At 64.5% G+C, this 23,838-nt stretch carries 21 protein-coding genes and 3 tRNA genes; 16 read left to right on the forward strand and 8 right to left on the reverse strand.

Features of this window, described 5'->3' with window-relative positions; genetic code table 11:
- The first annotated feature begins 57 nt into the window (after positions 1–57).
- Entirely contained in the window at positions 58–2,484 is a 2,427-nt protein-coding gene (gene lon / locus L0D18_RS03555; protein ID WP_243027446.1) for an endopeptidase La, read from the forward strand.
- Positions 2,485–2,546: 62 nt separating this feature from the next.
- Here the strand turns inward: lon and bshA are convergent, their stop codons facing one another.
- From bshA to L0D18_RS03585, 6 genes are all read right to left on the reverse strand, one after another.
- A complete protein-coding gene (bshA, locus tag L0D18_RS03560; RefSeq protein ID WP_243027396.1) occupies positions 2,547–3,665 on the reverse strand; it encodes an N-acetyl-alpha-D-glucosaminyl L-malate synthase BshA in 1,119 nt (372 codons plus the stop codon).
- Between the two features lie 135 nt (positions 3,666–3,800).
- Positions 3,801–4,298, reverse strand: coding sequence for a hypothetical protein (locus tag L0D18_RS03565; RefSeq protein ID WP_243027397.1), 498 nt, complete (start codon positions 4,296–4,298; stop codon positions 3,801–3,803).
- Positions 4,299–4,380: 82 nt separating this feature from the next.
- Positions 4,381–4,626: a hypothetical protein gene (locus tag L0D18_RS03570; RefSeq protein WP_243027398.1), complete on the reverse strand. Its 246-nt coding sequence runs from the start codon at positions 4,624–4,626 to the stop codon at positions 4,381–4,383.
- A 2-nt stretch (positions 4,627–4,628) separates the two neighbouring features.
- Positions 4,629–5,852: a vWA domain-containing protein gene (locus tag L0D18_RS03575; protein ID WP_243027399.1), complete on the reverse strand. Its 1,224-nt coding sequence runs from the start codon at positions 5,850–5,852 to the stop codon at positions 4,629–4,631.
- Entirely contained in the window at positions 5,849–6,523 is a 675-nt protein-coding gene (locus tag L0D18_RS03580) for a nucleotidyltransferase substrate binding protein (RefSeq protein ID WP_243027400.1), read from the reverse strand. Before L0D18_RS03580 ends, L0D18_RS03575 begins: the two co-directional genes overlap by 4 nt.
- Positions 6,513–7,907 carry a sigma 54-interacting transcriptional regulator gene (locus L0D18_RS03585; RefSeq protein WP_243027401.1) on the reverse strand — a complete coding sequence of 465 codons (1,395 nt, stop codon included), beginning with the start codon at positions 7,905–7,907 and terminating at the stop codon, positions 6,513–6,515. Before L0D18_RS03585 ends, L0D18_RS03580 begins: the two co-directional genes overlap by 11 nt.
- A 328-nt stretch (positions 7,908–8,235) precedes the next feature.
- Here L0D18_RS03585 and hslV point away from each other — a divergent pair, with 328 nt between their 5' ends.
- From hslV to L0D18_RS03625, 8 genes are all read left to right on the forward strand, one after another.
- Positions 8,236–8,778 carry an ATP-dependent protease subunit HslV gene (hslV, locus tag L0D18_RS03590; protein ID WP_243027402.1) on the forward strand — a complete coding sequence of 181 codons (543 nt, stop codon included), beginning with the start codon at positions 8,236–8,238 and terminating at the stop codon, positions 8,776–8,778.
- Entirely contained in the window at positions 8,775–10,025 is a 1,251-nt protein-coding gene (locus L0D18_RS03595) for an ATP-dependent protease ATPase subunit HslU (protein WP_243027403.1), read from the forward strand. Before hslV ends, L0D18_RS03595 begins: the two co-directional genes overlap by 4 nt.
- A gap of 9 nt (positions 10,026–10,034) precedes the next feature.
- Positions 10,035–11,102: a tetratricopeptide repeat protein gene (locus L0D18_RS03600; RefSeq protein WP_243027404.1), complete on the forward strand. Its 1,068-nt coding sequence runs from the start codon at positions 10,035–10,037 to the stop codon at positions 11,100–11,102.
- 164 nt (positions 11,103–11,266) lie between these two features.
- Entirely contained in the window at positions 11,267–14,245 is a 2,979-nt protein-coding gene (fdnG, locus tag L0D18_RS03605) for a formate dehydrogenase-N subunit alpha (protein ID WP_243027405.1), read from the forward strand.
- Positions 14,246–14,255: 10 nt separating this feature from the next.
- Positions 14,256–15,032 carry a 4Fe-4S dicluster domain-containing protein gene (locus L0D18_RS03610; RefSeq protein ID WP_243027406.1) on the forward strand — a complete coding sequence of 259 codons (777 nt, stop codon included), beginning with the start codon at positions 14,256–14,258 and terminating at the stop codon, positions 15,030–15,032.
- Positions 15,029–15,805 carry an NrfD/PsrC family molybdoenzyme membrane anchor subunit gene (nrfD, locus tag L0D18_RS03615; RefSeq protein WP_243027407.1) on the forward strand — a complete coding sequence of 259 codons (777 nt, stop codon included), beginning with the start codon at positions 15,029–15,031 and terminating at the stop codon, positions 15,803–15,805. Before L0D18_RS03610 ends, nrfD begins: the two co-directional genes overlap by 4 nt.
- Positions 15,806–15,861: 56 nt before the next feature.
- Positions 15,862–16,473 carry a formate dehydrogenase accessory protein FdhE domain-containing protein gene (locus L0D18_RS03620; RefSeq protein WP_243027408.1) on the forward strand — a complete coding sequence of 204 codons (612 nt, stop codon included), beginning with the start codon at positions 15,862–15,864 and terminating at the stop codon, positions 16,471–16,473.
- Positions 16,460–17,197 carry a formate dehydrogenase accessory sulfurtransferase FdhD gene (locus L0D18_RS03625; protein ID WP_243027409.1) on the forward strand — a complete coding sequence of 246 codons (738 nt, stop codon included), beginning with the start codon at positions 16,460–16,462 and terminating at the stop codon, positions 17,195–17,197. The genes L0D18_RS03620 and L0D18_RS03625 overlap by 14 nt, the downstream gene beginning before the upstream one ends.
- Here the strand turns inward: L0D18_RS03625 and tatA are convergent.
- Positions 17,187–17,351, reverse strand: a complete 165-nt coding sequence (tatA, locus tag L0D18_RS03630; protein WP_038030191.1) for a twin-arginine translocase TatA/TatE family subunit — start codon at positions 17,349–17,351, stop codon at positions 17,187–17,189. The two genes, L0D18_RS03625 and tatA, sit on opposite strands and share 11 nt — an antisense overlap.
- Before the next feature lie 68 nt (positions 17,352–17,419).
- Here tatA and L0D18_RS03635 point away from each other — a divergent pair.
- The 7 genes from L0D18_RS03635 (at position 17,420) to L0D18_RS03665 (ending at position 22,301) form a co-directional block, all read left to right on the forward strand.
- A tRNA-Pro gene (locus tag L0D18_RS03635) sits at positions 17,420–17,496 on the forward strand.
- Between the two features lies 1 nt (position 17,497).
- A tRNA-Gly gene (locus L0D18_RS03640) sits at positions 17,498–17,573 on the forward strand.
- A gap of 37 nt (positions 17,574–17,610) precedes the next feature.
- A tRNA-Arg gene (locus tag L0D18_RS03645) sits at positions 17,611–17,686 on the forward strand.
- A gap of 123 nt (positions 17,687–17,809) precedes the next feature.
- Complete coding sequence (locus tag L0D18_RS03650) at positions 17,810–19,279, forward strand: ABC transporter ATP-binding protein (protein WP_243027410.1); 1,470 nt, start codon at positions 17,810–17,812, stop codon at positions 19,277–19,279.
- Entirely contained in the window at positions 19,276–20,325 is a 1,050-nt protein-coding gene (locus L0D18_RS03655) for an ABC transporter permease (RefSeq protein WP_243027411.1), read from the forward strand. Before L0D18_RS03650 ends, L0D18_RS03655 begins: the two co-directional genes overlap by 4 nt.
- Positions 20,325–21,158 (forward strand): ABC transporter permease, encoded by an 834-nt coding sequence (locus tag L0D18_RS03660; RefSeq protein WP_243027412.1) that lies wholly within the window; start codon positions 20,325–20,327, stop codon positions 21,156–21,158. The genes L0D18_RS03655 and L0D18_RS03660 overlap by 1 nt, the downstream gene beginning before the upstream one ends.
- 3 nt (positions 21,159–21,161) lie before the next feature.
- On the forward strand, positions 21,162–22,301 hold the full coding sequence (locus L0D18_RS03665; protein WP_243027413.1) for a BMP family ABC transporter substrate-binding protein: 1,140 nt from the start codon (positions 21,162–21,164) through the stop codon (positions 22,299–22,301).
- A 158-nt stretch (positions 22,302–22,459) separates the two neighbouring features.
- Here the strand turns inward: L0D18_RS03665 and L0D18_RS03670 are convergent, their stop codons facing one another.
- On the reverse strand, positions 22,460–23,758 hold the full coding sequence (locus L0D18_RS03670) for an acetyl ornithine aminotransferase family protein (protein ID WP_243027414.1): 1,299 nt from the start codon (positions 23,756–23,758) through the stop codon (positions 22,460–22,462).
- Between the last annotated feature and the right edge of the window lie 80 nt (positions 23,759–23,838).

Genomic DNA, 23,838 nt, shown 5'->3' on the forward strand with positions numbered 1-23,838 from the left:
TAAACTTGACATAGGTAGGCTTAGGATATGGACGAGATCAAGGAAAGGGGGGAAACCATGCTGCCAGAAACCCTGCCCGTTTGCCCGGTGAGGGGCTCGGTCATCTACCCCACCATGGTGATGCCCATAGATGCTGGCCGGCCCATCTCCATCCGGGCCATTGACGAGGCCTTGGCCCGGGAACGGGTGCTTCTCATTGTGAGCCAGAAGGACAAGGAGGTGGAAACCCCTAAGCCTTCCGACCTTTACGAGGTGGGGACCGCCTGCAACATCCTCAAGATGCGCAAGAACCCGGATGGCTCTGTCCAGGTGTTGGTCCAGGCCTTTGCCCGGGTGTGGGTGAAGGAGTGGCTGGACCTGGGGGACCACCTCGAGGCCAAGGGGGAGGTGCTCTCCGACGAGCCCGGAGAGGCCACCTTGGTCAAGGCCCTGGTGCGGGAGGTGAAGGATAGGTTCCAGGCCCTTCTCAAGGAGGGCAAGTACCTGGCCCCCGAGGTGGCGCAGTTCATCTTGAACCTGGAGGACCCCAGCCAGCTGGCGGATTACGTCGCCTTCCACATGGACTTCCGCCTGGAGGACAAGCAGCGGGTTTTGGAAATCCCCAGTGTGGCGGAGCGGCTCAAAAGGGTGTTGGTCCTCCTCGAGGCGGAGCTGGAGCTCATAGAAACGCAAAGGCGCATCCAGCAACAGGTCAAGGAGGAGATTGACCGCAACCAAAGGGAGTACTTCCTCCGGGAGCAGATGAAGGCCATCCAGCGGGAGCTCCACGGGGAAGAGGGGGCCGAGGAGGTGGAGGAATTCCGCAAGAAGGTGGAGGAGCTGGACCTGCCCCCCGTGGTGCGGCAGGAGGTGGAGCGGGAACTCAACCGCTTCGCCCGCATGCACCCCGATTCCGCCGAGGCCAGCGTCATCCGCACCTATCTGGACTGGATCGTCAACCTTCCCTGGAACGTGCGCACCGAGGACAACCTGGACCTAAACCGGGCCAAGGAGATCCTGGAGCGGGACCACTACGGTTTGGAGAAGGTGAAGGACCGGGTGTTGGAGTATCTGGCGGTGCGGAAGCTGAAGGCGGAAAGGGCCAATCGGGGGGAGATTCCCAAAGAGGAGGTGAACAAGGGGCCCATCCTCCTCTTCGTGGGGCCTCCGGGGGTGGGGAAGACCTCCATCGCCAAGAGCATCGCCGAGGCCCTGGGCCGCAAGTATGTGCGCATCTCCTTGGGGGGTGTGCGGGATGAATCCGACATCCGGGGGCACCGGCGCACCTACATCGGGGCCATGCCCGGCCGCATCATCCAGGGCCTGCGCCAGGCGGGCACCAAGAACCCCGTCTTCCTCCTGGACGAGGTGGACAAGCTGGGGATCTCCTACCAGGGCGACCCGGCGGCGGCCCTCCTCGAGGTCCTGGACCCCGCTCAGAACAAGGAGTTCGTGGACCACTACCTGGGGGTGCCCTTTGACCTTTCCGAGGTGATGTTCATCTGCACCGCCAACTTCCCCCAGAACATCCCGGCCCCCCTTTGGGACCGGATGGAGGCCATAGAGTTTACCAGCTACATTGAGCAGGAGAAGCTGGAGATCGCCAAGCGCTACCTCCTACCCCGGCAGATGCGGGAGACCGGCCTCCTCGAGGGCCAAGTGGTGATCACGGAGGCGGCCCTTATGCGCCTCATCACCCATTACACCCGCGAGGCCGGGGTGCGCCAGCTGGAACGGGAGATCGGCTCCTTGTTGCGCAAGGCGGCGCGGCAGATTCTGGAAGAGGGCAAGAAACGGGTACGCATCACGGAAAGGGACCTGGAAAGGTACCTAGGCCCTCCCCGCTTCCTCCCGGAAACCGAGGCCCGCGAGCCCCAGGTGGGGGTGGCCACGGGCATGTACTACACCCCCGTGGGCGGGGACATCATGTTTGTGGAGGTCTCGGTGATGCCCGGCAAGGGCAACCTGATCCTCACCGGGCAGCTGGGGGATGTGATGAAGGAATCCGCCCGGGCAGCGCTTTCCTACGCTAAGCGCAACGCCGAGCGCTTCGGCATCCCCTTGAAGCGCTTTGAGGAGTCGGACATCCACATCCATGTGCCGGCGGGGGCCATTCCCAAGGAAGGTCCTTCCGCCGGGGTGGCCATCGTGAGCGCCTTGGTCAGCGCCCTCACGGAGGTGCCCGTGCGCCACGACATCGCCATGACCGGGGAGATCACCTTGACGGGCCGGGTCTTGCCCATCGGGGGGGTTAAGGAGAAGGTGCTGGGGGCCAGGCGGGCGGGGATCCGGGAGGTGATCCTTCCCAAGCAAAACGAAGCCGATCTCAGCGACATCCCCAAGCCCCTGCGCCAGAACATGACCTTCCAGTTCGTGGAGCACCTGGACCAGGTCCTGGACCTGGCCCTGGTGGGGGGGCTTAAGGCCCTGGAGGAACGGGCCCGGCAGACCAAGGCCAAGGGTGCAAGGGGGCGGGCCAGGAAGGAAGTGGTGGCCCATGCCTAGGGGGCAGCCCCGGTGACGGGAACCCCGTTTTCTCCCCGCCGTGGGACCTTCCCCGGCGGGGTTTAGGTTTCCGATCCGCAAGGGGGGGCCCCCAGGGCCTTCTGGTACACCTCCAGGTAGGCCTGGGTGATCCTTTCGGGGTGGAAATGGGCCATGGCGTATTCCCGGGCTAACTTGCGCATCCTGGGGAGTTTGGGATGGGCGAGGAGGTCCAGCACCGCCTGGGCGAAGCCTTCCAGGTCCCCCAACTCCACCAGGCGCCCCACCTCGGGGCGAACCAGTTCAGGAACGCCGCCCACCGCGGTGGCCACCACGGGAACCCCGCTGGCCAGGGCCTCGAGGGCCGCCTGCCCGAAGGATTCCTCCTCCGAGGCCAGGAGAAATAGATCGGCGGCTCCCAGAATCTCCTCCGGGTGGGGGGTGGGGGGATGGAAGGAAACCCAGCGCCCCACCCCCAGCTCCTCGGCCACCCGCTTGGCCTCCCCCTCCTCCGGGCCCTTGCCCAGAAGGAGAAGCCTGGCCTTTGCCCTTCTCCGCACCTTGGCGAAGGCCCTGACGATGTCCGGCACCCTCTTGATGGGGCGGAAGTTGGAGGCGTGCACCAAAAGCCACTCCCCCTCTTCCGTATAAAGCTTCTTACGCTCCGGCCTGGGGTAGAAGCGCTCCGGGTCCACCGCGTTGTGGATCACCACGGGGCTAACCCCAAAGGCCTTCTCTGCCTCCTGGGCCAAGGCCCGGCTGACCGCGGTGGTGGCCTTGGCCCTTTGCAGGGCCTTCCGGGTGGGCCCATGGAAGGCGGGGTCCATCCCCAAAACCGATACGTCCGTGCCATGGAGGGTGTGCACTATGGGCAGTTCCTCCCCAAGGGCCAGGTAGGCGGCGGCGGCGTGGGGGATGGCATAGTGGGTGTGGACCAGGTCCAGCTGCAGGCGTTTGGCTTCTCGCTCCAGCACCCCAGCCAGGGAAAGGGTGTAAAGGGGGCCGGGGAAGACGGGGTAAAAGGGGAGGTCCACAGGGATGTAGACCACAGGGCTGTCCTTGGGGAGGCGGAAGGGCCTTTCCGTGGCGAAAAGATAGACCCGGTGGCCCATCTGGGCCAGGCGGTGGGCCAGCTCCGTGGCCACGATGCCACTGCCCCCGAGGCCGGGGTAGGCGACCAGGCCGATCCTCAAGGCCTTCACGCTAAAACCCGTGGGTGGGAAAGGGGTTTAGCCTGCCTTTCCCGGCACCTCCTTAAGGAGGAGGCGGTTTTTCTAGGTGCTTCCTTTAGCCACCGACGGGTCATGCCCCCAGTTTACCGCAGGGGACGAAGGTCCTTACGGACGCCAGCCCGAGGGGCTTGCGGGGTAGGGAGGGTTGGCCTTCTTGGGGACCTCGAGGCGGAAAAGCCGCGGGAGGCTGACCACGCCTCCCGTGCCGTTAGCCTGGACCAGGGCCTGGTCCAAAAGGGCGGAAAGCTCCAGGAGAAACCGGTCCTGGCGCTCCTTGGCCACGGGGAGAGCCCCGAAGGTGAAGCAGGCGGGGTTGACCGCCTGGCAGTGGGGTTCCACCCGTAGCCTACCCCCCAGGAAGTACACCCTCCAGGCCCCAAGCTCCACCCGGTACCCCGCCCGCAGGTGGTCCCGGTACTGCTCGGAGAGCCGCCTCCATAGCTCCTGGGATTCCTTTCCAGAAGGACTCAGGGTGTAGCGCCACTCCTGGGCTTTCCCCTGGGTTAGGGTCTGGCTCCGGGTGAGCCGCCAGTCCTCGGCCAAGGCCCAAGGAAAGGCCAGGAAGCCCAAGGCCAGGAAAAGGCAGGACCTCCAGGTGCCCATGCCCTTCATGATGCCATGGCCAGGGGAAGGGGTGGGTGATGCGTACCCCAAGGGGATGGCCCTCTGGCTGGGCTTATCCACTTCAAAGGCTTCTAAGGATTTCCTCCCCTTCCTCCATGTACTGATCCCAGGGGATCAGGACGCGCTCCTGGCCTGAACAGGCCGCATAGTAGGGAAGGTCCAGGCGGAGGGGGGAGCGGAGTTGCTGGTATTCCTGGACCAAGGCGGGGGGAGGCTTGGGGTAGAGGCGGGGACGGAGCCTTTCCAAGAGAAGGCTCAGGCGGAAGACCCAAAGGGTTTGGCGACCGGGGGAAGGGCCCCTTTTCATGCTCAGTTCCTCCTGACCTTTTTGTTCAGGAAGTCCAGAAGAAGGTACCTTCCGATGTTGCCCGGGTGGGTGAGGTAGGCCTTACCCCGGGTGATCTGGGAGAGCTTCTTCACGAAGGCCAGAAGCTCGGGCTCCCGGGCCAGCATGAAGGTGTGGATCGGGATGCCCTCCTTCCGGGCTAAGGTGGCCTCCTTCAGGGTTTCCGCCAGGATCAAGGGATCCAGGCCCCAGGCGTTTTTGTAGATCTCCCCGCTGGGCAAGGTGATGGCCGAGGGCTTGCCGTCGGTGATGAGGATCATCTGCCGCATCTCCCCGCCCATCTTCTTGAGGAGGGTCCGGGCCAGCTCCAGCCCCGCCTTGGTGTTGGTGTGGTAGGGCCCCACCTGGGCCAGGGGTAGCCGGGAAAGGGGGATCTCCTCGGCGCTATCGTGGAAGAGGACGAAGCGCACCCGGTCCCCGGGGTACTGGGTGCGGATGAGGTGGGCCAGGGCCAGGGCCACCTTCTTGGCGGGGGTGAAGCGGTCCTCCCCATAGAGGATCATGGAGTGGGAACAGTCTAGGAGGACCACGGTGCTCATGCTGGCGGTGTACTCCGCCAAATCTATGACCAGATCCTCTGGGGAAAGCTCCGCCAGGCTCTTAATGGCGGCCCTTTTGAGGGTTTCCGGTACGTTGAGCTCCAAGGGGTCTCCCCACTCAAAGCCCTTGGTTTCCCCGGTTTTTTCCACCCCTGGGGCGTGGTGGGGGGTGGGGTGGAGGCCCGGGGCGTTGCGGCCTAAAGCCCCCAGGAGTTCCCGGAGGCTCTTGAGGCCCAGGAAGTCGGAAGCTTTTTCCGTGAGCTCAAAACGGGCTTCTCCCGCCTCTCCCGTGTACCCACCTTGGGCGGGGTGCGTAGGGTCCTCTCCAGGTAGGCGGATGTACCCGGCCTCCCGTAGCCTTTCCAGCATGCGGGTGAGGGCCTGGTGGAGCCGGGTGTCCTCCTTGCGCTCGGCGAAGCGGGCTTCCCGAAGCCAGTCCTCCGGCACCAGCTCGTTTTTGAGGAGGGCCTGGAGGAGGGCGTCGTAGAGGTCCTCGAGGGTGGGCCGGCGTTCAGGGTCCGGGTCGTAGCGCTGGAAGGGGTCGGAAAAGCCCGAGTCCAGAAGGAAATCCTCGAGGAGGCTGAGGATCTCCTCGGGGGAAAGGTCTTCCAGGCCTCCCTCGTAGCGGCTATAGCGGATGGCCCTCATCCATCATCCTCCCAAAGAACCGTGCCCATGAGCCGGGCATAGCCGCCAAGCCTTGTGAAGATGGCCTGTGCCAAGGCCTCATTGTAGGTGTGAACCGTTAGGTGGCGGTCGTCGGCCATGGATAGGGCCAGGCGGGCCTCTTCTTCCTCCATTAGGCCTACCTCATGGGCCAGCCGGAAGGCCCGTTTGGGGCTTGCCGCCTCCAACCCTTCCTTCTCCTTTAGAAAAGCTCCGAGGGCCTTCCAAAAGGCCTCAAAGGTATGCTCAAAGCGCCGTGTGGCCGCATCGCGTTCTAACGGGCTTGGTGCTTCCCGGTATGCCAGCTCTTCCAGGGTACCAAGAGCCCTTTTGGCTATCGCCAGGCGTTCTAGAACTCGGCCCATACCATCCCTTCCTTCAGAACCTTTTCGCCAAAGGCGGGATCTACTTCCTCCAGGTCCACCAGGTCCTACCCGTCCAAGCACCGGGGCTTCCTCCAAGGCTTCCCTTTGGAGGGGAAGGAGCTCCCCGAGGGGCAGGGGGCCCAAGAGGGCTAGGTCCAGGTCCGAACCGCGCTGGGCGTCTCCCCGGGCGTGGGAGCCATAGAGGATCAGCTTCACCCCTTTGCCCTGAAGGTAGGGGGCTAGCGTCTTCAGCACGGCTTCCTTGTCCCGCTCCAGGCTAGTTGTCATAACCCCTCGCCCTTTCCGCGGCCTGGTAGCTGGTCTCGCCCCGCGCCAGCTTCCTCCTGCCCACCAGCCCCTCCAGGATGAACTCCCCCGCGGAAAGGAGCACCTCCGCCTCCTGGCTTTCCGCCAGGACCTGGGCCGCCTCCAGGAGGCCTGGCACCTCTTCCATAGCCCTTAGGGCTTCCTCCAGGTTTCCCTCCGGAAGGGTGAGAAGGTTCCCCTCCTCAAAGTAGGCCACGATGGCCTCGGTCTTAAGGCGGTAGCGGGGAAGGACCAGGCCAAAGGCCCTTTGCACCAGGTCCCGGGCCACCTTTTCCGCTCCCTGGAGCTCCCCCTCATACTCCAGCTCCAGCTTCCCCGTGATGGCGGGAAGCCCGGCGTAGAGGTCCAGGGGCCTGGCCACAGGTCTTATGCCCTGGAGGAGGGCCCGCCTCTCGGCGCTGGCCGCTACCACCTCCAGGAGGCTTATGGGGAGGCGCTGGGAAACCCCAGCGGTCTGGTCCACCCGGCGGTCCTCCCGGGCGGCGAAGGCCACCGCCTCCACGCTAAGCCGTATCCATTCCGGTATCAGGACCCCTTCCGGCACAAAGGCCTCCTGGGCGCTTATCTTTAGGCCCTCCTCGAGGGTCCTCGGGTAGTGGGTGCGGATTTCGCTGCCAATCCGGTCCTTCAGGGGCGTGACGATCCGCCCCCGGGCGGTGTAGTCCTGGGGGTTGGCGGTGAAGACCAGCCAGACGTCCAGGGGCAGGCGGATGGGGTAGCCCCTGATCTGCACATCTCCCTCCTCGAGGATGTTGAAGAGGGCTACCTGCACCTTGGGGGCCAGATCCGCCAGCTCGTTCACGGCGAAGATACCCCGGTTCGCCCGGGGCAGGAGGCCGAAGTGGATGCTCTCCAGGTCGGCTAGGCCCGTACCCCTTCGCGCTGCCTTGATGGGGTCCATGTCCCCGAGCAGGTCCGCCACGGTGGTGTCAGGGGTGGCCAGCTTTTCCACATAGCGCTCCTCCCGGGGGATCCAGACGATGGGGGCCTCATCCCCCGCCTCCTCCAAGAGCCTTTTCCCTTCGGGGGAGATGGGCCTTAAGGGGTTATCGCGGAGTTCCGTAGCCAAGGCGGGGATCTCTTCGTCTAACAGGTTTACCAAGGAACGCAGGATACGGCTTTTCGCCTGGCCCCGGGTGCCCAGGAGGATGAAGTTTTGCTTGGCCAAGATGGCCTGCACCAGGGCGGGAATCACGGTGTCCTCGTACCCGTGGATGCCGGGGAAAAGGGGCTCGCCTCCCTGCAGCTTTCCCCGGAGGTTTTCCCGGGCTTCCTCTTTCACCGTGCGCCTCAGCCTATCCAAGGGATAGGTGCGCCGGAGTTCACCGAGCGTCTTGGCCTTCACCCCCTTAGTTTAGGGCCGTGAAAGGAAGAGGTTTGTGGCGGGAAGTGGTAAGGGGGCACCCACGGCAGGCTGGGACGGGAGCCCCAGAAGGGGCCTTGGATAGGGAGCGCAACAGAGCGGGGGACGGACCAGGATTTGGGGACATAGCCGCGGTGCTCCAGAGGCTCGGCCGGCGGCCTTGACGAGGGGGGCACAGCTTTCCCCTCTCCTTCCGGTCATAGCCCCGGTCCCGCAGGGGGCCTAAGGGTGGGGACCTGCCTTGTGGCCCGTGCTTCTCCATAACCCCTGCCTAACGCCCTTCTCATCCCCAAGGGTTAAGGTACCTCTCGTGGAGATCCACGGCACCACCATTCTGGCCGTGCGCAAGGACGGGGTTACCGCCTTGGCGGGGGATGGCCAGGTTACCTTCGGCCAGACCGTGCTCAAGCGGGGAGCGGTGAAGGTGAGGCGCCTCGAGGTGGGGGAAGGCGTCCTGGTGGGTTTCGCCGGCGGGGTGGCCGATGCCTTAAGCCTTTTGGAGCGCTTTGAGGAAAAGCTCAAGGAGGCTAAGGGGAACCTCTTAAAGGGAGCGGTGGAAACCGCTAAGCTTTGGCGCACCGACAGGGTCCTGCGCCACCTCCAGGCCATGATCATCGCCGCCGACCGGGAAACCCTGGTGCTCCTTTCCGGAAGCGGGGAGGTGATCGCCCCGGAGGAGCCCCTTTTGGCGGTGGGTTCTGGGGGCCCCTATGCCCTAGCGGCCGCCAAGGCCCTCTACCGCCACTCGGGCCTTTCGGCTCGGGAGATCGCCGAGGAGGCCCTTAAGATTGCCGCTGAGGTGGATCTCTACACCTCGGGCCAGGTGACGGTGTTAACCTTGGGGGAGGCATGAACCTGACGCCTGCAGAGATTGTCCGTGAGCTTTCCAAACACATCGTGGGCCAGGAGGCGGCCAAGCGAGCGGTGGCCGTGGCCCTAAGGAACCGCTACCGCCGGAAGAAGCTTCCTCCCGAGGTGGCCCGGGAGGTGACCCCCAAGAACATCCTCATGATCGGGCCCACGGGGGTGGGCAAGACGGAGATCGCCCGGCGCCTGGCCCGCCTGGCCGGGGCCCCTTTCGTGAAGGTGGAGGCCACCAAGTTCACCGAGGTGGGGTATGTGGGCCGGGACGTGGACGCTATTGTGCGGGACCTGGCGGAGGCCAGCTACGGGCTGGTCCTCGAGGAGATGAAGAAAAAAGTGGAGGAAAAGGCCTTGGCTTTCGCCGAGGAGGAGCTCGCCACCCTGCTTCGCGCCTCCCTTGCCGAGGTGCGCTCGGGACGGCTGGATAGCCTCTCCGTGGAGGTGCAGGTGGAGGAGGAGATGGGCCTGCCCTTCATGGGGGTTTTGGGTGGGGAGGGTTTTGGGGGCATGGGAGAGATGCTGAAAGGCCTTCTCCCTAAGCGCCCGGTGCGCAAGCGCATGACGGTGAAGGAGGCGAGGGAGGTACTCAAGAACCAGCACGCCGAGCGCCTGATTGACAAAGAGGAACTCAAGGAGGAGGCGAGAAGGCGGGCCCAGGAGGACGGCATCGTCTTCATTGACGAGATAGACAAGGTGGCCCGTCGGGAAGGGACGGTGGGGCCGGATGTGTCCGGGGAGGGCGTGCAGCGGGACCTTTTGCCCATCGTGGAGGGTACGGTGGTCTCCACCCGCATCGGGCCGGTATCCACGGAGCACGTGCTCTTCATCGCTGCCGGGGCCTTCCATGTGGCCAAGCCCTCGGACCTAATCCCCGAGCTTCAGGGCCGCTTCCCCATCCGGGTGGAGCTTTCCCCCTTGGGCCCCGAGGAGTTCTACCGGATCCTAAAGGAGCCGGAAAACTCCCTGATCCGCCAGTACACGGAGCTTTTAAGGGCGGACGGTACGGAGCTCCACTTCCACGAGGAGGCCCTAAGGGCCATTGCCGAAGCGGCCTACCGGGCCAACCAGGAGCTGGAGGACATCGGGGCCAGGAGGCTGGCCACCGTCTTGGAGCGGGTGTTGGAGGAGGTAAGCTTCCAGACGGACCTGGGCCGGGTGGAGATCACCCGGGCCTATGTGGAGCAGAGGCTGGAGGCGGTCTTCGCCTCGCCGGACCTGACGCGGTACGTGCTATAGGAGGGAAGGATGCGCTGGTTTCTTTTGGCCTTAAGTTTGTTGGCGGTACCCAGCCTGGCCCAGACCCCACCCCCGGCGGCCAACCAGGTGGAGAAGCAGGATGCCTTCCGCCTCGGGGTGCAGCTGTACGCCCTGGGTCGGTATGAGGCCGCCTTAGAGCTCTTTGAGCGCGCCTTAAAGGAAAGACCCCAGGACCCGGATGTGGTCTACTGGCTAGCCCGGGCCCAACTGAAGGTGGGGCTCCTTAACCCCGCTTTGGAGAACGCCAAGGGCCTGGTGGCCCGGAATCCCCGGTACATTGGGGGGTACATGGTGCTTTCCGAGGCCTACGTGGCCCTCTATCGGGCTTCGGAGGACCGGGAAAAGGGAAAGGCTTATCTGGAGCAGGCCCTTACCGTGCTTCGCGATGCCGAACGGGTGAACCCCCGCTACGCCCCCCTCTTTGCCCAGCGGGGCTTGGTCTACGCCTTCTTGGGCCAGGCGGACAAGGCGGAGGAGGCCTTTAAGAAGTCCCTCAGCTTGCAGGATTCGGCGGAGGTGAGGGCGGCTTTGGCCGAGCTCTATCTGGCGGCGGGCCGCTTGGACGAGGCCCTGGAGCAGTACGCCAAGGCGGTGGGGCTTTCCCCCAAGGAAGGGGGTCTTCGGGTGCGGTATGCCTCGGCTCTCTTGTTGAAGGGCCGGGCGGAGGAGGCGGCCAAGGTCTTGGAGGAGGGGCACCGGATCAAGCCCCTGGATGCGGAGGGTTGGTACACCCTGGGTCAGGCTTACCTGACCTTGGGCCGTTACAAGGAGGCGGGGGTGGCCCTGGAGAATGCGGTGGCCTTGGCCCCCTTGCGCTTCCCTGCGGCCTATTACTACCTGGGCCAGGTCTACATGGCCTTGGGGGATGCCCAGAAGGCCAAAAGCCGGCTCACGGTGGCGGTCCGCCTCGAGCCCAAGCGGGCCGAGTACCGTTACCTGCTCTGCCTGGCTAACGAGAAAGCGGGGGATAAGGATGGGGCCCGCTACCAGTGCCAGGAGGCCCTCAAGCTGAAGCCCGGTTACAAGGAAGCCGAAGAGGTGCTCAGGCGGTTGTAACACGGCCCTGTATTTCCCAAGGCCCCCTAGGGTGAACCCTAGGGGGGTTTAGTGAAGGTTTTCGCAAATAAGCGGGTGGGGCCCGATGCCCGGGGACGTTTGCCCCTAGGCGTGTGGGAGGGGTATGGCTAAGCTCGGGAAGTGGGATAAGGAGGTGAAAGTTCATGCTAACCCGCCGGAAGTTTATCGGTTTAGCAGGGGCGGTCACGGGGGGTGCCCTGGCGCTGGAACGGGGCTTGGCCCGCGGGGCTAAGCCCACCTTACGCAAGCCCATCGGGGAAAAACCCCTCATCTGCCCCTACTGTGCCACCGGGTGCGGCATGATCGCCGCGGTCCAAGGAGGGCGCCTGGTCAACCTGGAAGGCGACCCCGATCACCCCATCAACCAGGGGGCCCTCTGCTCCAAGGGGCAGGCGGCCCGGGGTTTCGTGGAAAGCCCTTACCGGGTCACCAGGGTCCTCTACCGGGCACCGGGGTCGGACCGTTGGGAGGAAAAGGATTGGGGCTGGGCCCTGGACCGGATCGCCCGCCTGATCAAGGACACCCGGGACCAGGGCTGGATAGAGGTGGACGATCAAGGCCAGGTGGTGCGGCGTACCGAGGCCATCGCCACCTTGGGAACCAGCGTAGGTTCCAACGAGGAGGCCTACGCCATGAGCAAGCTGTTCCGGGCCTTGGGGATCGTTTACATTGAGCACCAGGCCCGGATCTGCCACTCCTCCACGGTGCCCGCCCTGGGGGTAAGCTTTGGCCGCGGGGCCATGACCAACCATTCCATTGACTTCAAGAATGCCGACGTGATCCTGGTCCAAGGGGGCAACCCCGCGGAGCAGCACCCCCTCACCTTCCGCTGGATCCTCGAGGCCAAGGAACGGGGGGCCAAGCTCATCGTGGTAGATCCCCGCTTCAACCGCACCGCTGCCAAGGCGGACCTCTTCGCCCAGATCCGCCCGGGCACGGATATCGCCTTCATGGGCGGAATGATTCGCTATATTCTGGAAAACAAGCGCTACGACGAGTTTTACGTCAAGCACTACACCAATGCCTCCTTCCTGGTAGACCCCGGGTTCAAGACGGCCACGGAGCTGGACGGCCTCTTTTCTGGATATGACCCGGAAAAGCGCGCTTACGACACCAAGACTTGGGCTTACCAGGTGGATGAAAACGGCCAAGTCAAGACCGACCCCACCTTGCAGGATCCCCACTGCGTTTTCCAACTTCTTCGGAAACAGTACGAGCGCTATACCCCCGAGGTGGTGTCCAAAATCACCGGCATCCCCGTGGAAAAGCTTTTGGCCATTTACGACCTCTACTCCTCCACGGGCCGGCCTGACCGGGCGGGCACCATCACCTACGCCATGGGGGCCACCCAGCACACCTACGGCACCCAGCACATCCGCACTTACGCCATAGTCCAGCTCCTCTTGGGAAATATCGGCCTTCCCGGAGGTGGCGTCAACGCGCTCCGCGGCCACTCCAACGTACAGGGGAGTACGGACTTCGCCCTTCTTTACCACGATCTGCCTGGGTACCTGGGCCTGCCCACCGGGGATAAGCCCACCTTGGAGGAATGGATAGCTTCCAGGGTACCCAAGGCCAACTATGCCCCTTCCGCCAACTGGTGGCAAAACTACCCCAAGTATTTCGTTAGCCTCCTCAAGGCGTGGTGGCCCAAGGTGGACCCCAAGGAAGCCTACGGCTACCTGCCCAAGCTTTCTCCCCACAAGGACGGCATCCCCGACAAAAGCGCCGATTACTCCCACTACGCCATCTTCCACGCCATGCTGGCGGGACGGATCCAAGGGCTCATCGCCATAGGGCAGAATCCAGCCAACTCCGCTGCCAACGCTAACCTGGCCCGCAAGGCCTTGGACAACCTCAAGTGGCTGGTGGTGGTAGACCCCATGGAGACCGAAACCGCGGCCCACTGGAAACGGCCCGGTGTCCGTCCCCAAGACATCCAGACGGAGGTGTTCCTCCTGCCCTCGGCGGTGTGGGCCGAGAAGTCGGGAAGCATCACCAACACCGGGCGGTGGGCCCAGTGGTACGAAAAGGCTGTGGATCCCCCCGGGGAGGCTAAGGATGAGCTTTGGATCCTGACGGAGCTGGTCCAACGCCTGAAGAAGCTCTATGCCGAGGAGGGCGGGCCCAACAAGGAGGCCATTCTCAACCTCTCCTGGTGGGAACATTCCGAAAAGATGAGCGAGGAGGTGGCTAAGGAGTACAACGGCTACGACCTCACCACGGGGAAACTGATGGCCAAGTTTGCCGACCTTCGGGACGACGGCACCACCGCTTGCGGAAACTGGCTTTACTGTGGGGCCTTCACGGAGGAGGGGAACAAGATGGCCCGTCGGGATCCCCGGGACACCCACCCTCTGGGACTGGGCCTCTTCCAGAACTGGGCCTACGCCTGGCCGGCCAACCGGCGGATTCTCTACAACCGGGCTTCCACGGACCTAAAGGGCCAACCTCGCAACCCCGCCAAGTGGTTGGTGCGCTGGAACCCCAAGGAGGAGAAGTGGGAGGGGGATGTGCCCGATGGTGCGGCACCCCCGGACAAGGCTCTCCCCTTCATCATGTTGCCCGAAGGGGTGGGCAGGCTCTTTGCCGCCCAGCTCAAGGATGGCCCCTTCCCCGAGCACTATGAGCCATGGGAGAGCGCCTTGGCCAACCTGATCTCCGGCCAGGATAAAAACCCGGTGTGCAAGGTCTGGGTGGGGGATCTGGACGTATACGGCACCCCGGAGGAGTACCCCATCGTGGCCACCACCTACCGCCTCACCGAGCACTGGCACACGGGGATGATGAGCCGGAACGTGCCCTGGCTTTTGGAGCTACAGCCCGACCCCTTTGTGGAGATGGACGTGGAGCTAGCTAAGAGCCTGGGGATCAAAAATGGGGATTGGGTGCGCATCAAAAGCGCCCGCGGGGAGATGAAGGCGGTAGCCCTGGTCACGCCCAGGGTCCAGCCGGTTAAGGTAGGAGAGAAGACCCTACACCAGGTGGGCATCGTCATTCACTGGGGCTACCAAGGGGGCAATCCCGGGGACTCCGCCAACCAGCTCACACCCCAGGCCCTGGACCCCAATACCTTCATCCAGGAGACCAAGGCCTTCCTGGTGAGGATTGAGAAGATCTAGGAGGTGGGGGATGCCGAACCCAAAGGACTTCGCCATACTGTTTGACGCAAGCCGCTGCATCGGCTGCAAGGCGTGCCAGGTGGCCTGCAAGCAGTGGAACGACCTCGAGGCGGAGAACACCAAGAACAGGGGCAGTTATGCCAATCCACCTAGGCTCACGTCCCACACCTGGATTTCCATGCGCTACTACGAGGGCTTGAAGCCGGATGGGGACCCGTACTTTGACTTCATCCGCGGATCTTGCATGCACTGCACCCATGCCCCATGCGTGACCGCCTGTCCCACAGGGGCCATGGCCCACCGGGAGGGCGGGGTGGTTACGGTGGACGAGAAAACTTGTATTGGTTGCCGTTCTTGTGTCCAGGCCTGCCCCTATGGGGCGGTTCACTTTGACGAGGCCCGGGGGGTGGTACAAAAGTGCACCATGTGCTACGATCGCATCTCCCATGGGGACCAACCGGCTTGTGTCAAGGCCTGCCCCACCGACGCCCTGACCTTTGGCACCTACCAGGAGATCCGGGCCATGGCGGAGGAAAGGGTGCGGGTGCTGAAGGAGCGGGGCCACACCCGGGCCAACATCTACGGTCTACGGGAGCTTGGGGGTACCCATGTGCTTTATGTGCTCACGGAGCACCCCAGCCAGTACGACCTGCCCAAGGCGGTTCGGGAAGCGGAAAAGCGCGCGGCTACGGGTTGGCTTTCCGCGGGTATCGCCGCTGCCGCCCTTGGGGCTGGGCTGAAGTTCATCGTGGAGCGGCGTGAGGCCCTCAAAGGAGGTAACCAATGATCACCGCGAACTTTCCCAACCCTATTGGCGAGGAGCATTGGGGTATCTGGATCGCCCTCTACTTCTTCCTGGCAGGGACCACGGGGGGGGCTTACCTCCTCAGCGTGCTCTTCTACCCTGAAAACCAAAAACTCATCCGCCGCAGCGCCCTGTGGGCCTTTCTAGGAGTGGTGGTGGGCTCGGCCTTGCTGGTCCTGGACCTGGGGCAGCCCTTGCGCTTCCTCAACCTGTTCCTCGGAGGCTTCTATCCCGCCTCGGTGATGTGGTTGGGTAGCTGGTTCCTCCTGCTCTCTGGGGCGGGGCTCCTTTGGGTGTATGCGCAACCCACCTCGAGGAAGGCCCAGGGGATCGTGGCCGTGCTGGTGGCCCTGGTGGTGGGGTATACCGCGGTGCTCCTGATGCAGACCGCCAAGCCTTTCTGGAACGCATCCCCTTTGCTTCCCTGGCTCTTTTTGGCCTCGGCGGCCACCGCAGGTGGGGCCTTGCTCCAGCTTTGGCAGCACCATGAAAAGCTTAGCCGCCTGGTGGTGGCCTCCGCCTTGGTGGAAGGGGTGGTTTTGTTCCTCCACCTGGTCTGGACCTATCCGGTGGCCGCGGGGGCGGTCCTGGCCCTTCTGGCAGGCCCCCTAGCCTGGGCTTTTTGGGGCTTTGTGGTGGTGGGATGGGGCCTCCCCCTCTTCCTGGAGAGGCAAAACGTTACCCTGGCGGCCTTGCTCACCCTAGTGGGAGCCTTCCTGCTCCGCTACTTCGTGGTGATGGCAGGGCAAGTGTAAGGAGAATCCCCCGCCCCTTAAGGGGCGGGGGTAACCTTTATCCCAAGGGGGTAGGTGTGGTGGAGATTCTGGAAGCGGTGCACCGTAGGCTCAGCCTTCTTCCCAGGCGCTCCGGCCCCTCGGTGGAGGTCTTAAAGCAAGCCTTGGAGGAGGTGCGGGAGGCTGTGGAGGAGGTGGCTCCGGGGTTTCTTTCCGGGGCAACCCTCCCTCCCAGGGAAAAACTTCTGGAGGACGCCCATCGCTTAAGGCAGGGGGAGGTGCCCGAGGATTCCGCCTACGCTTTCTGGCTCCATCAGGCCTTGCGCCTCATCTCTTGGCAGGCGGACCACGGGAAGACTTCCGGTGAGGGTTGGCCGGAGCGCTGCCCGGAGTGCGGCGGCTTCCCCGATGTGGGCTACCTGGACGCGGACGGCCACCGCTTCCACCTTTGCGCCTTCTGCGATACTCCTTTTCGGGCTTTGCGTCTGGGCTGCCCCTACTGCGGGGAGACCCGTGCGGACCAACTGGTCTATTATCAGGAAGATCCTTATCGGGTCTACGTTTGTCGCTCCTGCGGGGAACGCCTCCTGGTTCAGGACCTAAGGCTTAAGGGGGAGTTGGATCTCCCTGCCCTGAGGGCCCGGGCGGCCCTTTATGCCTTGGCGGAGGAAAAGGATGTGGAGGTTTGAGGGGGGCCGCTTTAAGCAGGAAGCCTTTTCCCTGCCAGAGGAAGAGCGCTTCCTCCTGGTCGTCAACGGCAAGCCCTGGGTCTCCTTCAGCTACACGCCGGGGGACGAGGTCTACTTGGCCTTGGGTCATCTTTGGTTAAGCGGGGTGCTCCAGGGCCTCGAGGGGATACGCTGGCACGTGGGCGATGGGATCGTGGCCGTGGATCTCCCCGTGGACCCCGAGAAGGGGGTGGGGGTACGGGATAGCGGTTGTGCTGCCGGTCTGCGCTATGGCGAGCCCCGGCTTTCCCCCTTGCCCAGGGTTTCGCTAGATCCCAGGCTGCCCATGGAGTTGATGGCTCAGCTACGCCAGCATACGCTTCGTTACAGGGAAACCCGGGGCATCCACGGGGCAGCCCTCTTCGACCCCACAGGCGGGCTCCTTTACCTCAACGAGGACATCGGCCGCCACAATGCCGTGGACCGCTTGGCCGGCTACATGCTTTTGGAAGGGGTCAGGCCCCCTGTGGCCCTCGCGGTCACGGGGCGGGTGAGCCAGGAGATGGCGGCTAAGGCCATCGGGATGGGGGCGGTGCTCCTGGTAAGCCGTACGGGGGCGACGGCTCCCGCGGTAGGCCTGGCGCGGCGCTACGGCCTGGCCCTGGCCGCCTATGTGCGCCCCACCGGCTACCGCCTCTATGCCCCAGGCGGTATGCCCGTACCCGAGGAGATCCTCAAGCCTTAGGCTCTTCCTTCTTCTCCTCCCCCTCCTGAAGCCCCTTTTTGAACTCCTTTGCCGACTGGCCGATGCCCCGGGCCAGCTCGGGAAGCTTCTTGGCGCCGAAAAGGAGGAGGATGACCAAAAGGATAAGGAGGATTTCTACTGGACCTAAGCGCATGGGGCCATTGTAGCATGCCTTGACCCTCTTGGGGTCAAGTGTTATCGTGGCCTTTGGGGTGGCCGCCCCGGGGCGTAGCGCAGGCCGGTAGCGCACCTGCTTTGGGAGCAGGGGGTCGCCCGTTCAAATCGGGCCGCCCCGACCACGCGGGAGTAGCTCAGTTGGTAGAGCATCGGCCTTCCAAGCCGAGGGTCGCGGGTTCGAGTCCCGTCTCCCGCTCCAAATGGCCGGGGTGAACCCACACCCCGGCTTTGTTTATGGGCCCGTAGCTCAGGGGACAGAGCAGCCGCCTTCTAAGCGGTAGGTCGGGGGTTCGAATCCCTCCGGGCCCGCCAGCTCCAGGACGCAATGCTTTACCCCCCGGTAGCGTAGCCGGGGGGTTCGTTTGGCCGCGTTCCTCCCGGGTTTTCCCCTGCCTGGGCCCGTGGTATTCTCAAGGCCGGGCTTTTGCCCGGCCCATGCTGAAGCTGGAGAACATCACCAAGCGCTTTGGTCCTGTGGTGGCCAACCGCCGCATCACCCTCGAGGTGGCCCCTGGGGAGGTCCTGGCCCTTTTGGGGGAGAACGGGGCGGGGAAGACCACCCTGGTAAGCATCCTTTATGGTCTGTACGCACCCGATGAGGGGCGGATTCTTCTTCGGGGGAAGGAGGTGCGCATCCCTTCCCCCAAGGAGGCCCAGCGCCTAGGCATCGCCCTGGTGCCCCAGCATCCTGAGCTCATAGAGGCCCACACCGTGGCGGAAAACCTAGCCCTGGGTCTTGAACTTCCTCTGGTCTTCTCCCGCCGAGCCCTGGTGCGGCGGCTGGCAAAGCTTTTGGAAGGGCATCCCTTGGGTGTGGACCTCGAGGCGCCCGTGGCCCGTCTTTCCGCGGGGGAGAAGCAAAGGGTAGAACTCCTCCGCGCCTTGCTCAACCGCCCCAAGGTCCTCATCCTAGATGAGCCCACCAGCGTCTTGACGCCCAAGGAAGCGGAGGCCCTTTTCCAGGAGATCCGGCGGCTAAAGGGTCTGGGTCTTTCCGTCATCTTCATCAGCCACAAGCTGGACGAGGTCTTGGCCATTGCCGACCGTATCGCCGTGCTCCGGGCTGGGGAGAAGGTGGGGGAGGTCTTACGCCGGGAGGCGGACAAGGACCTCCTGGTGCGCCTTATGGTGGGCCGGAGCCTGGCCCCACCCCCCAAGGTTCCCCCACCCCGGGCGGAAGTGGTCCTGGAGGTGGAAGACCTTTTGGTGCCCCGGCATGGTTTTCCCGTGCAAGGGGTTTCCTTCGCCTTGCGGGCGGGGGAGGTGCTGGGGATCGCAGGGGTGGCGGGGAGCGGGCAGGCGGAGCTCTTGCAAGCCCTGGCCGGCCTTAGGCCCTTTCAGGGGAGGGTGCGCTTTCTGGGGGAAGCGTGGCCCCAGGATCCCGCCCGGCTCTTCGCCCTTGGGGTGGCCCACATTCCCGAGGAGCGCAGTATGGGCGTGGTGGAAGGCATGAGCGTGGCGGAGAACCTGGCCCTGCGCACCTACCGGCGCTTGGCCCCCCGGGGTCTACTGGATTACCGGATCATGGAAAAGGAGGCGGAAGCCCTGATTGGGCGCTACGGCATCCGCACCCCTTCCCCCCGCACCCCTGTGCGTTTTCTTTCCGGGGGGAACGTGCAGAAGGTGATCCTGGCCCGGGAGCTTCAGGGCGGTCCCCGCTTGCTTTTGGCCATGCATCCCACCTACGGGGTGGACGTGGGGGCGGCGGAAGAAGTCTATGAACGTATCCTGGACCTGGTGCGGGACGGCTCGGCTGTGCTTTTGGTGAGCGAGGACCTGGACGAGATTCTAAGCCTTTCCCATCGGGTAGCCGCCTTGTACCATGGCCGCTTTGTGGGGCCCATCTCCCGGGAGGAGGCGGACCGGGAGCGCCTGGGCCGGATGATGACGGAGGGGCGGGTATGAGGTGGGAGCTGGATCCTAGCCCTTCGCCCAGGAAGGTTCTTCTCACCTATGCCCTGTTCCTGAGCCTTGCCCTTTTGGGCCTGGGCCTGCTTTTCCTCCTCTACGGGGTACCGCCCCTCAAGGCGTATGCCCTTCTCCTTTCTCCCTTGACGGATACCCTGGGCCTGGCGGAGGTGATGCGGCGCACCATCCCCCTTCTCCTGATCGGGGCGGGCCTGGCCCTGGCCTTTAGGATCGGGTTTTTCAACATTGGGGCAGAGGGCCAGCTCCTCATGGGAGCGGTGGGGGCGGCCTATGTGGCCCTCTTCGTGCCTCCCGGGCTTTGGAGCTTGCCCTTGATGTTCCTGTTCGGGGGGAGTCTGGGGGCCCTATGGGCGGGGCTTGCCGCCTGGCTTCGGGCGCGCTTCGGGGTCAATGAGATCCTCACTACCCTCATGCAAAACTACCTGGTCTACTACCTGGTGGTCTATCTGGTGGCGGGGCCCTGGAAGGGCCAGATGGTTTTTGGCTTTCTCTACACCGACCGCTTCCCCCCTGAAGCCCAGCTTCCCCGGCTAGGGGACACCCTGGTGCACTGGCCTACCCTGGTTCTGGGGATGGTGGCGGCTATGGGGCTTCAGGTTCTTCTCTTTCGCACCCCCCTTGGCTTTGAGTGGCGGGTCCTGGGGGAAAACCCGGAGGCGGCCCGCTACCTGGGCCTTAAGGGGGGAAGGCTGATCCTCCTGGCGGCCCTTCTTTCCGGTTTCCTTGCGGGCCTTGCGGGGGTGGGGGAGGTGGCGGGAATCCATCTAAGGCTTCTGGAGCCAGCCCAGATTTCCTTGGGGTATGGCTTCACCGCCATCCTGGCGGCCTGGCTGGCCAGGGGAAGGCCCCTTGGGGTGCTCCTCACCGCCCCCCTTTTGGGTCTCATCCTGGCGGGGGGAGATGCCTTGAAGCTGGCCCTTTCCATGCCCTTTCGGGTGGTGGACGTGGCGGCGGGGCTGTTGCTCCTGAGCTTCATCGGGGCAGAGGCGTTAAGCCGCCGCCGCCCGGTTTGGAGGCGCTGATGGAAGAAGCCCTTTTGCGTGCGGTTCTCTTCGGCACTCCCCTCCTCCTGGCTGGCTTGGGGGCTCTCCTTTCCGAGCGGGGCGGGGTGGTGAACCTGGGGGTGGAGGGCATGATGGCCCTCTCCGCCCTGGTGGCCTTTGCCGTGGGCCTGAAGGTCCATCCGGCTTTGGGGGTCCTGGCCGGGATGGGGGTGGGGGCTTTGCTGGGGTTATTCCTGGGGGTGTTCGCGGTCTCCTTAAGGGCGAACCAGTTCGTGGCGGGGCTGGCCCTGGCGGCCTTGGGGCTTGGGGCCTCGGGCCTTTTGGGGAAGCGGTACGAGGGTGTGCCCCTCCCCAACCCCTTGCCGGAAGGGATTTTAGCGGCCCTGGCCCTGGCCTTGGCCTTCGGCCTTCACCTCCTTTTCTCCCGCAGCCGGTTTGGCCTTTACCTGAGGAGTGTGGGGGAGAACCCTAAGGCGGCGGATCTCTTTGGGGTTAGCGTGGACGGGGTGCGGTACCTGGCCCTGGCCCTAGGGGGCGGGATGATCGGCCTGGCGGGGGCCTACCTTTCCCTGGCCTACCGGCCCTCCTGGACGGATGGCATGACGGCGGGGCTGGGGTGGGTGGCCATCGCCCTGGTGATCCTGGCGGCCTGGCAGCCTTTGCGGGCCATCTTTGGGGCCTACCTTTTCGGCCTCCTATTCTTTCTCCAGTTCCGCTTGCAGGGCAGTGTACCTATACCGTCGGAGGCCTTTGCCGCCATGCCCTACCTTTTGGTTATCCTGGTCCTGGCCCTTTCGGGCCGCGCCCGGGCCCCCAAGGCCCTGGGCCAGCCCTTTGACCGGGGGAGGTAAAGGATGCGGAGGATTTTAGGTTTTCTGTTGTTGGCGTTGGGGTTGGCATGGGCCCAAGGGGATAAGTTGAAGGCTTGCTTCATCTACGTGGGGCCCATCGGGGATGCGGGGTGGACCTATGCCCACGATGTGGGGCGCAAAAAGGCGGAGGCAGCCCTTCCCTGGCTGGAGACCCGCTATGTGGAAAGCGTGCCCGAGGCCCAGGCCCTTCCGGTCATCGACCGGTTCGTGCGGGAAGGGTGCCAGGTGATCTTTGCCACCAGCTTCGGCTACATGGAAGCGGTCCTCGAGGGGGCGAAGAAATACCCGAACGTCATCTTCGCCCACGCCACCGGGATCAAGCGGGCCCCCAACGTGGCCACCTACATGGCGGATTTCTACCAGGTCTACTACCTGAACGGCTTGGCGGCGGGAGCCCTGTCCAAAACGGGCAAGGTGGGGTATGTGGCCGCCTTTCCCATCCCTGAGGTGAAGCGGCACATCAACGCCTTCACCCTGGGGGTTCGGGCGGTGAACCCCAAGGCCCAGGTCCTGGTGCGCTGGATTAACGCCTGGTACGACCCGGCCAAGGCCAGGGAGGCCACGGAGGCCCTTCTGGCCCAAGGGGCGGACGTCTTCGCCTTCACCGAGGACACCCCCACGGTGATCCAGACGGCGGCCAAGAAGGGGGCCTACTCCTTTGGCCACTACACCCCCATGCTGAAGTTCGCCCCAGACCACGTGGTCTCGGGCCAGATCGTACACTGGGATGTGATCTACATGGACTTCCTCAAGAAGGTAAAGGAGGGCGTTTACACCCCTAAGAACCTGGAAAAGGTGGACTACTTCTGGCTCCTAGAGCACAAAGCGGTGGAGATGGGAGCGGACTACGGGGTTCCCATCAACCCCAAGCACGTGCCCCTCTTGCAGAAGGCCCAGATGACGGTGGGCGGGAGGAAGGTGAGCGTCCACGACCGCATCATGGCTCTGCTAAAGGATATGCAGAGCCCGAAGCCCACCTTTGACCCCTTCACCGGTCCCATCCAGGACCGGAAGGGGGTGTTGCGGATCCCGGCGGGCAAAAAGGCCACCCTCGAGGAGCTCCTCACCATGGAGTGGGCGGCCCCTGGGGTGGTGGGGGACTGGCCCGGAGAACCCAAGTAGAACCCCAGGGGCTGGGGCCAGGGAGGACTCCCCTGGCCCCGGTTCCCCTCGGCCCGACCCCGGGTGGCACCGCCTTGGGTGGGGATGCGCCTTGCGCGCGGTCCAGAAGGGCTCCCGGGAAGGGGTTGTGGGACCCTTGGCCCTGGAGGGGGATGGGGCTAGAGGGCTTGGAAAACCGCCTCCAGGATCTCCAAACCCATGGCCGCCTCCTCCTCCGTGAGGATGAGGGGCGGGGCGATGCGCAGGGCGGAAGGCCCGGCGGGAAGGAGAAGAAGCCCCTTCCTGAAGGCCAGCTCCACGGCCTTGTCCCTGAGGTCGGGCCGTTCCTCCTCGGGCGTGCCGAAGTCCAACCCGATCATGAGCCCCCTTCCCCGCACATCCCCTAGGAAGGGGAAGCGCCTTTGCATGCTCCCCAGTTCCCGCAGGAGGAACGCCCCTACCCGGGCGGCGTTGTCCATGAGGCCAGCCTCCAGGAGGTCCAAGGTGGCGTGGGCCGCGGCGGCGGCCACCGCCTGGCCGCCGAAGGTGGTGCCGTGGGCCCCGGGGCGCCAGCTGGAAAGCTCTTCCCGGAAGAGGAGGGCGCTTAAGGGATAGCCGGAGGCCAGGCCCTTGGCCAGGACGTAGACGTCCGCCTGGACTCCTTCGTGTTCCAGGGCGAAGAAAAGCCCTGTACGGCCGGCCCCAGATTGGACCTCATCGGCCACCAGGAGGATGCCGTGCCTTTCCAGCAGGGCCTTAAGCTTGGGGATGAACCCAGGCGGGGGCACCAGGTATCCCCCTTCTCCCTGAATGGGCTCCAGGAAGAAAGCGGCCACCTCCTCCGGGGCCACCACGGTGCGGAAGAGGTGCTCCAGATATGCCAATACGGCATCGCCTGCCTCTTCCGGGCGGGCTCCCAGAGGAGGGCGGAAGGGATTGGGGAAGGGCACGTGCACCACCCCGGGGAGAAGGGGCGAGAAACCCTTACGGTAGGCGCTTTTGCTGGCGGTGAGGGAAAGGGAACCCAGGCTTCTGCCGTGGAAGGCCCCGGTGAAGGCGATGAGGTAGGGCCTTCCCGTGTGCTGGCGCACCAGCTTGATGGCGGCCTCAACCCCTTCCGTGCCCGAGTTGCCGAAAAAGACCCGGTAGCCCCCGCCCAATCTGGCCACCAACCTTTCCGCCAGGGAAAGGGTGGGCTCGTGGGTGAAGTCGGAGAAGCACACGTGGGCAAAGCGCTCCGCCTGGGCCTTCACCGCCTCCAGCACCTTAGGGTGGGCATACCCGGTGGTGTTCACCGCGATCCCCGCCATGAAGTCCAGGAAGACGTTGCCGTCCACGTCCTCCAAGAACACCCCCTGCCCTCGGGCGGGGACGAAGGGGTAGGGGCGGATGTAGGAGGAGGAGAGGACGGCCTGACCCCTTTCCAAAAGGGCTTTGGCTTTGGGACCGGGAAGCGAAGTGTGGATGCTGGGTTTCATACGGGGCCAGTCTACCAGGGGATAGACCCTTTTCCCAGGCGCATTTTATGCGGGGAAGATGGCGCTTTTTACGAGCACCC

Source organism: Thermus albus (genome assembly GCF_022760855.1).
Classification (GTDB): domain Bacteria; phylum Deinococcota; class Deinococci; order Deinococcales; family Thermaceae; genus Thermus; species Thermus albus.

Bases quoted from the DNA above. Each gene is read 5' to 3' on its own strand.
- L0D18_RS03600 (WP_243027404.1), top strand. From the start codon at position 10,035: ATGCGCTGGTTTCTTTTGGCCTTAAGTTTGTTGGCGGTACCCAGCCTG.
- lon (WP_243027446.1), top strand. From the start codon at position 58: ATGCTGCCAGAAACCCTGCCCGTTTGCCCGGTGAGGGGCTCGGTCATC.
- nrfD (WP_243027407.1), top strand. From the start codon at position 15,029: ATGATCACCGCGAACTTTCCCAACCCTATTGGCGAGGAGCATTGGGGT.
- L0D18_RS03660 (WP_243027412.1), top strand. From the start codon at position 20,325: ATGGAAGAAGCCCTTTTGCGTGCGGTTCTCTTCGGCACTCCCCTCCTC.
- L0D18_RS03625 (WP_243027409.1), top strand. From the start codon at position 16,460: ATGTGGAGGTTTGAGGGGGGCCGCTTTAAGCAGGAAGCCTTTTCCCTG.
- tatA (WP_038030191.1), bottom strand. From the start codon at position 17,351: ATGCGCTTAGGTCCAGTAGAAATCCTCCTTATCCTTTTGGTCATCCTC.
- L0D18_RS03670 (WP_243027414.1), bottom strand. From the start codon at position 23,758: ATGAAACCCAGCATCCACACTTCGCTTCCCGGTCCCAAAGCCAAAGCC.
- L0D18_RS03610 (WP_243027406.1), top strand. From the start codon at position 14,256: ATGCCGAACCCAAAGGACTTCGCCATACTGTTTGACGCAAGCCGCTGC.
- L0D18_RS03665 (WP_243027413.1), top strand. From the start codon at position 21,162: ATGCGGAGGATTTTAGGTTTTCTGTTGTTGGCGTTGGGGTTGGCATGG.
- L0D18_RS03580 (WP_243027400.1), bottom strand. From the start codon at position 6,523: ATGACAACTAGCCTGGAGCGGGACAAGGAAGCCGTGCTGAAGACGCTA.
- L0D18_RS03650 (WP_243027410.1), top strand. From the start codon at position 17,810: ATGCTGAAGCTGGAGAACATCACCAAGCGCTTTGGTCCTGTGGTGGCC.
- fdnG (WP_243027405.1), top strand. From the start codon at position 11,267: ATGCTAACCCGCCGGAAGTTTATCGGTTTAGCAGGGGCGGTCACGGGG.
- L0D18_RS03565 (WP_243027397.1), bottom strand. From the start codon at position 4,298: ATGGGCACCTGGAGGTCCTGCCTTTTCCTGGCCTTGGGCTTCCTGGCC.
- L0D18_RS03570 (WP_243027398.1), bottom strand. From the start codon at position 4,626: ATGAAAAGGGGCCCTTCCCCCGGTCGCCAAACCCTTTGGGTCTTCCGC.
- L0D18_RS03595 (WP_243027403.1), top strand. From the start codon at position 8,775: ATGAACCTGACGCCTGCAGAGATTGTCCGTGAGCTTTCCAAACACATC.
- L0D18_RS03575 (WP_243027399.1), bottom strand. From the start codon at position 5,852: ATGAGGGCCATCCGCTATAGCCGCTACGAGGGAGGCCTGGAAGACCTT.
- L0D18_RS03655 (WP_243027411.1), top strand. From the start codon at position 19,276: ATGAGGTGGGAGCTGGATCCTAGCCCTTCGCCCAGGAAGGTTCTTCTC.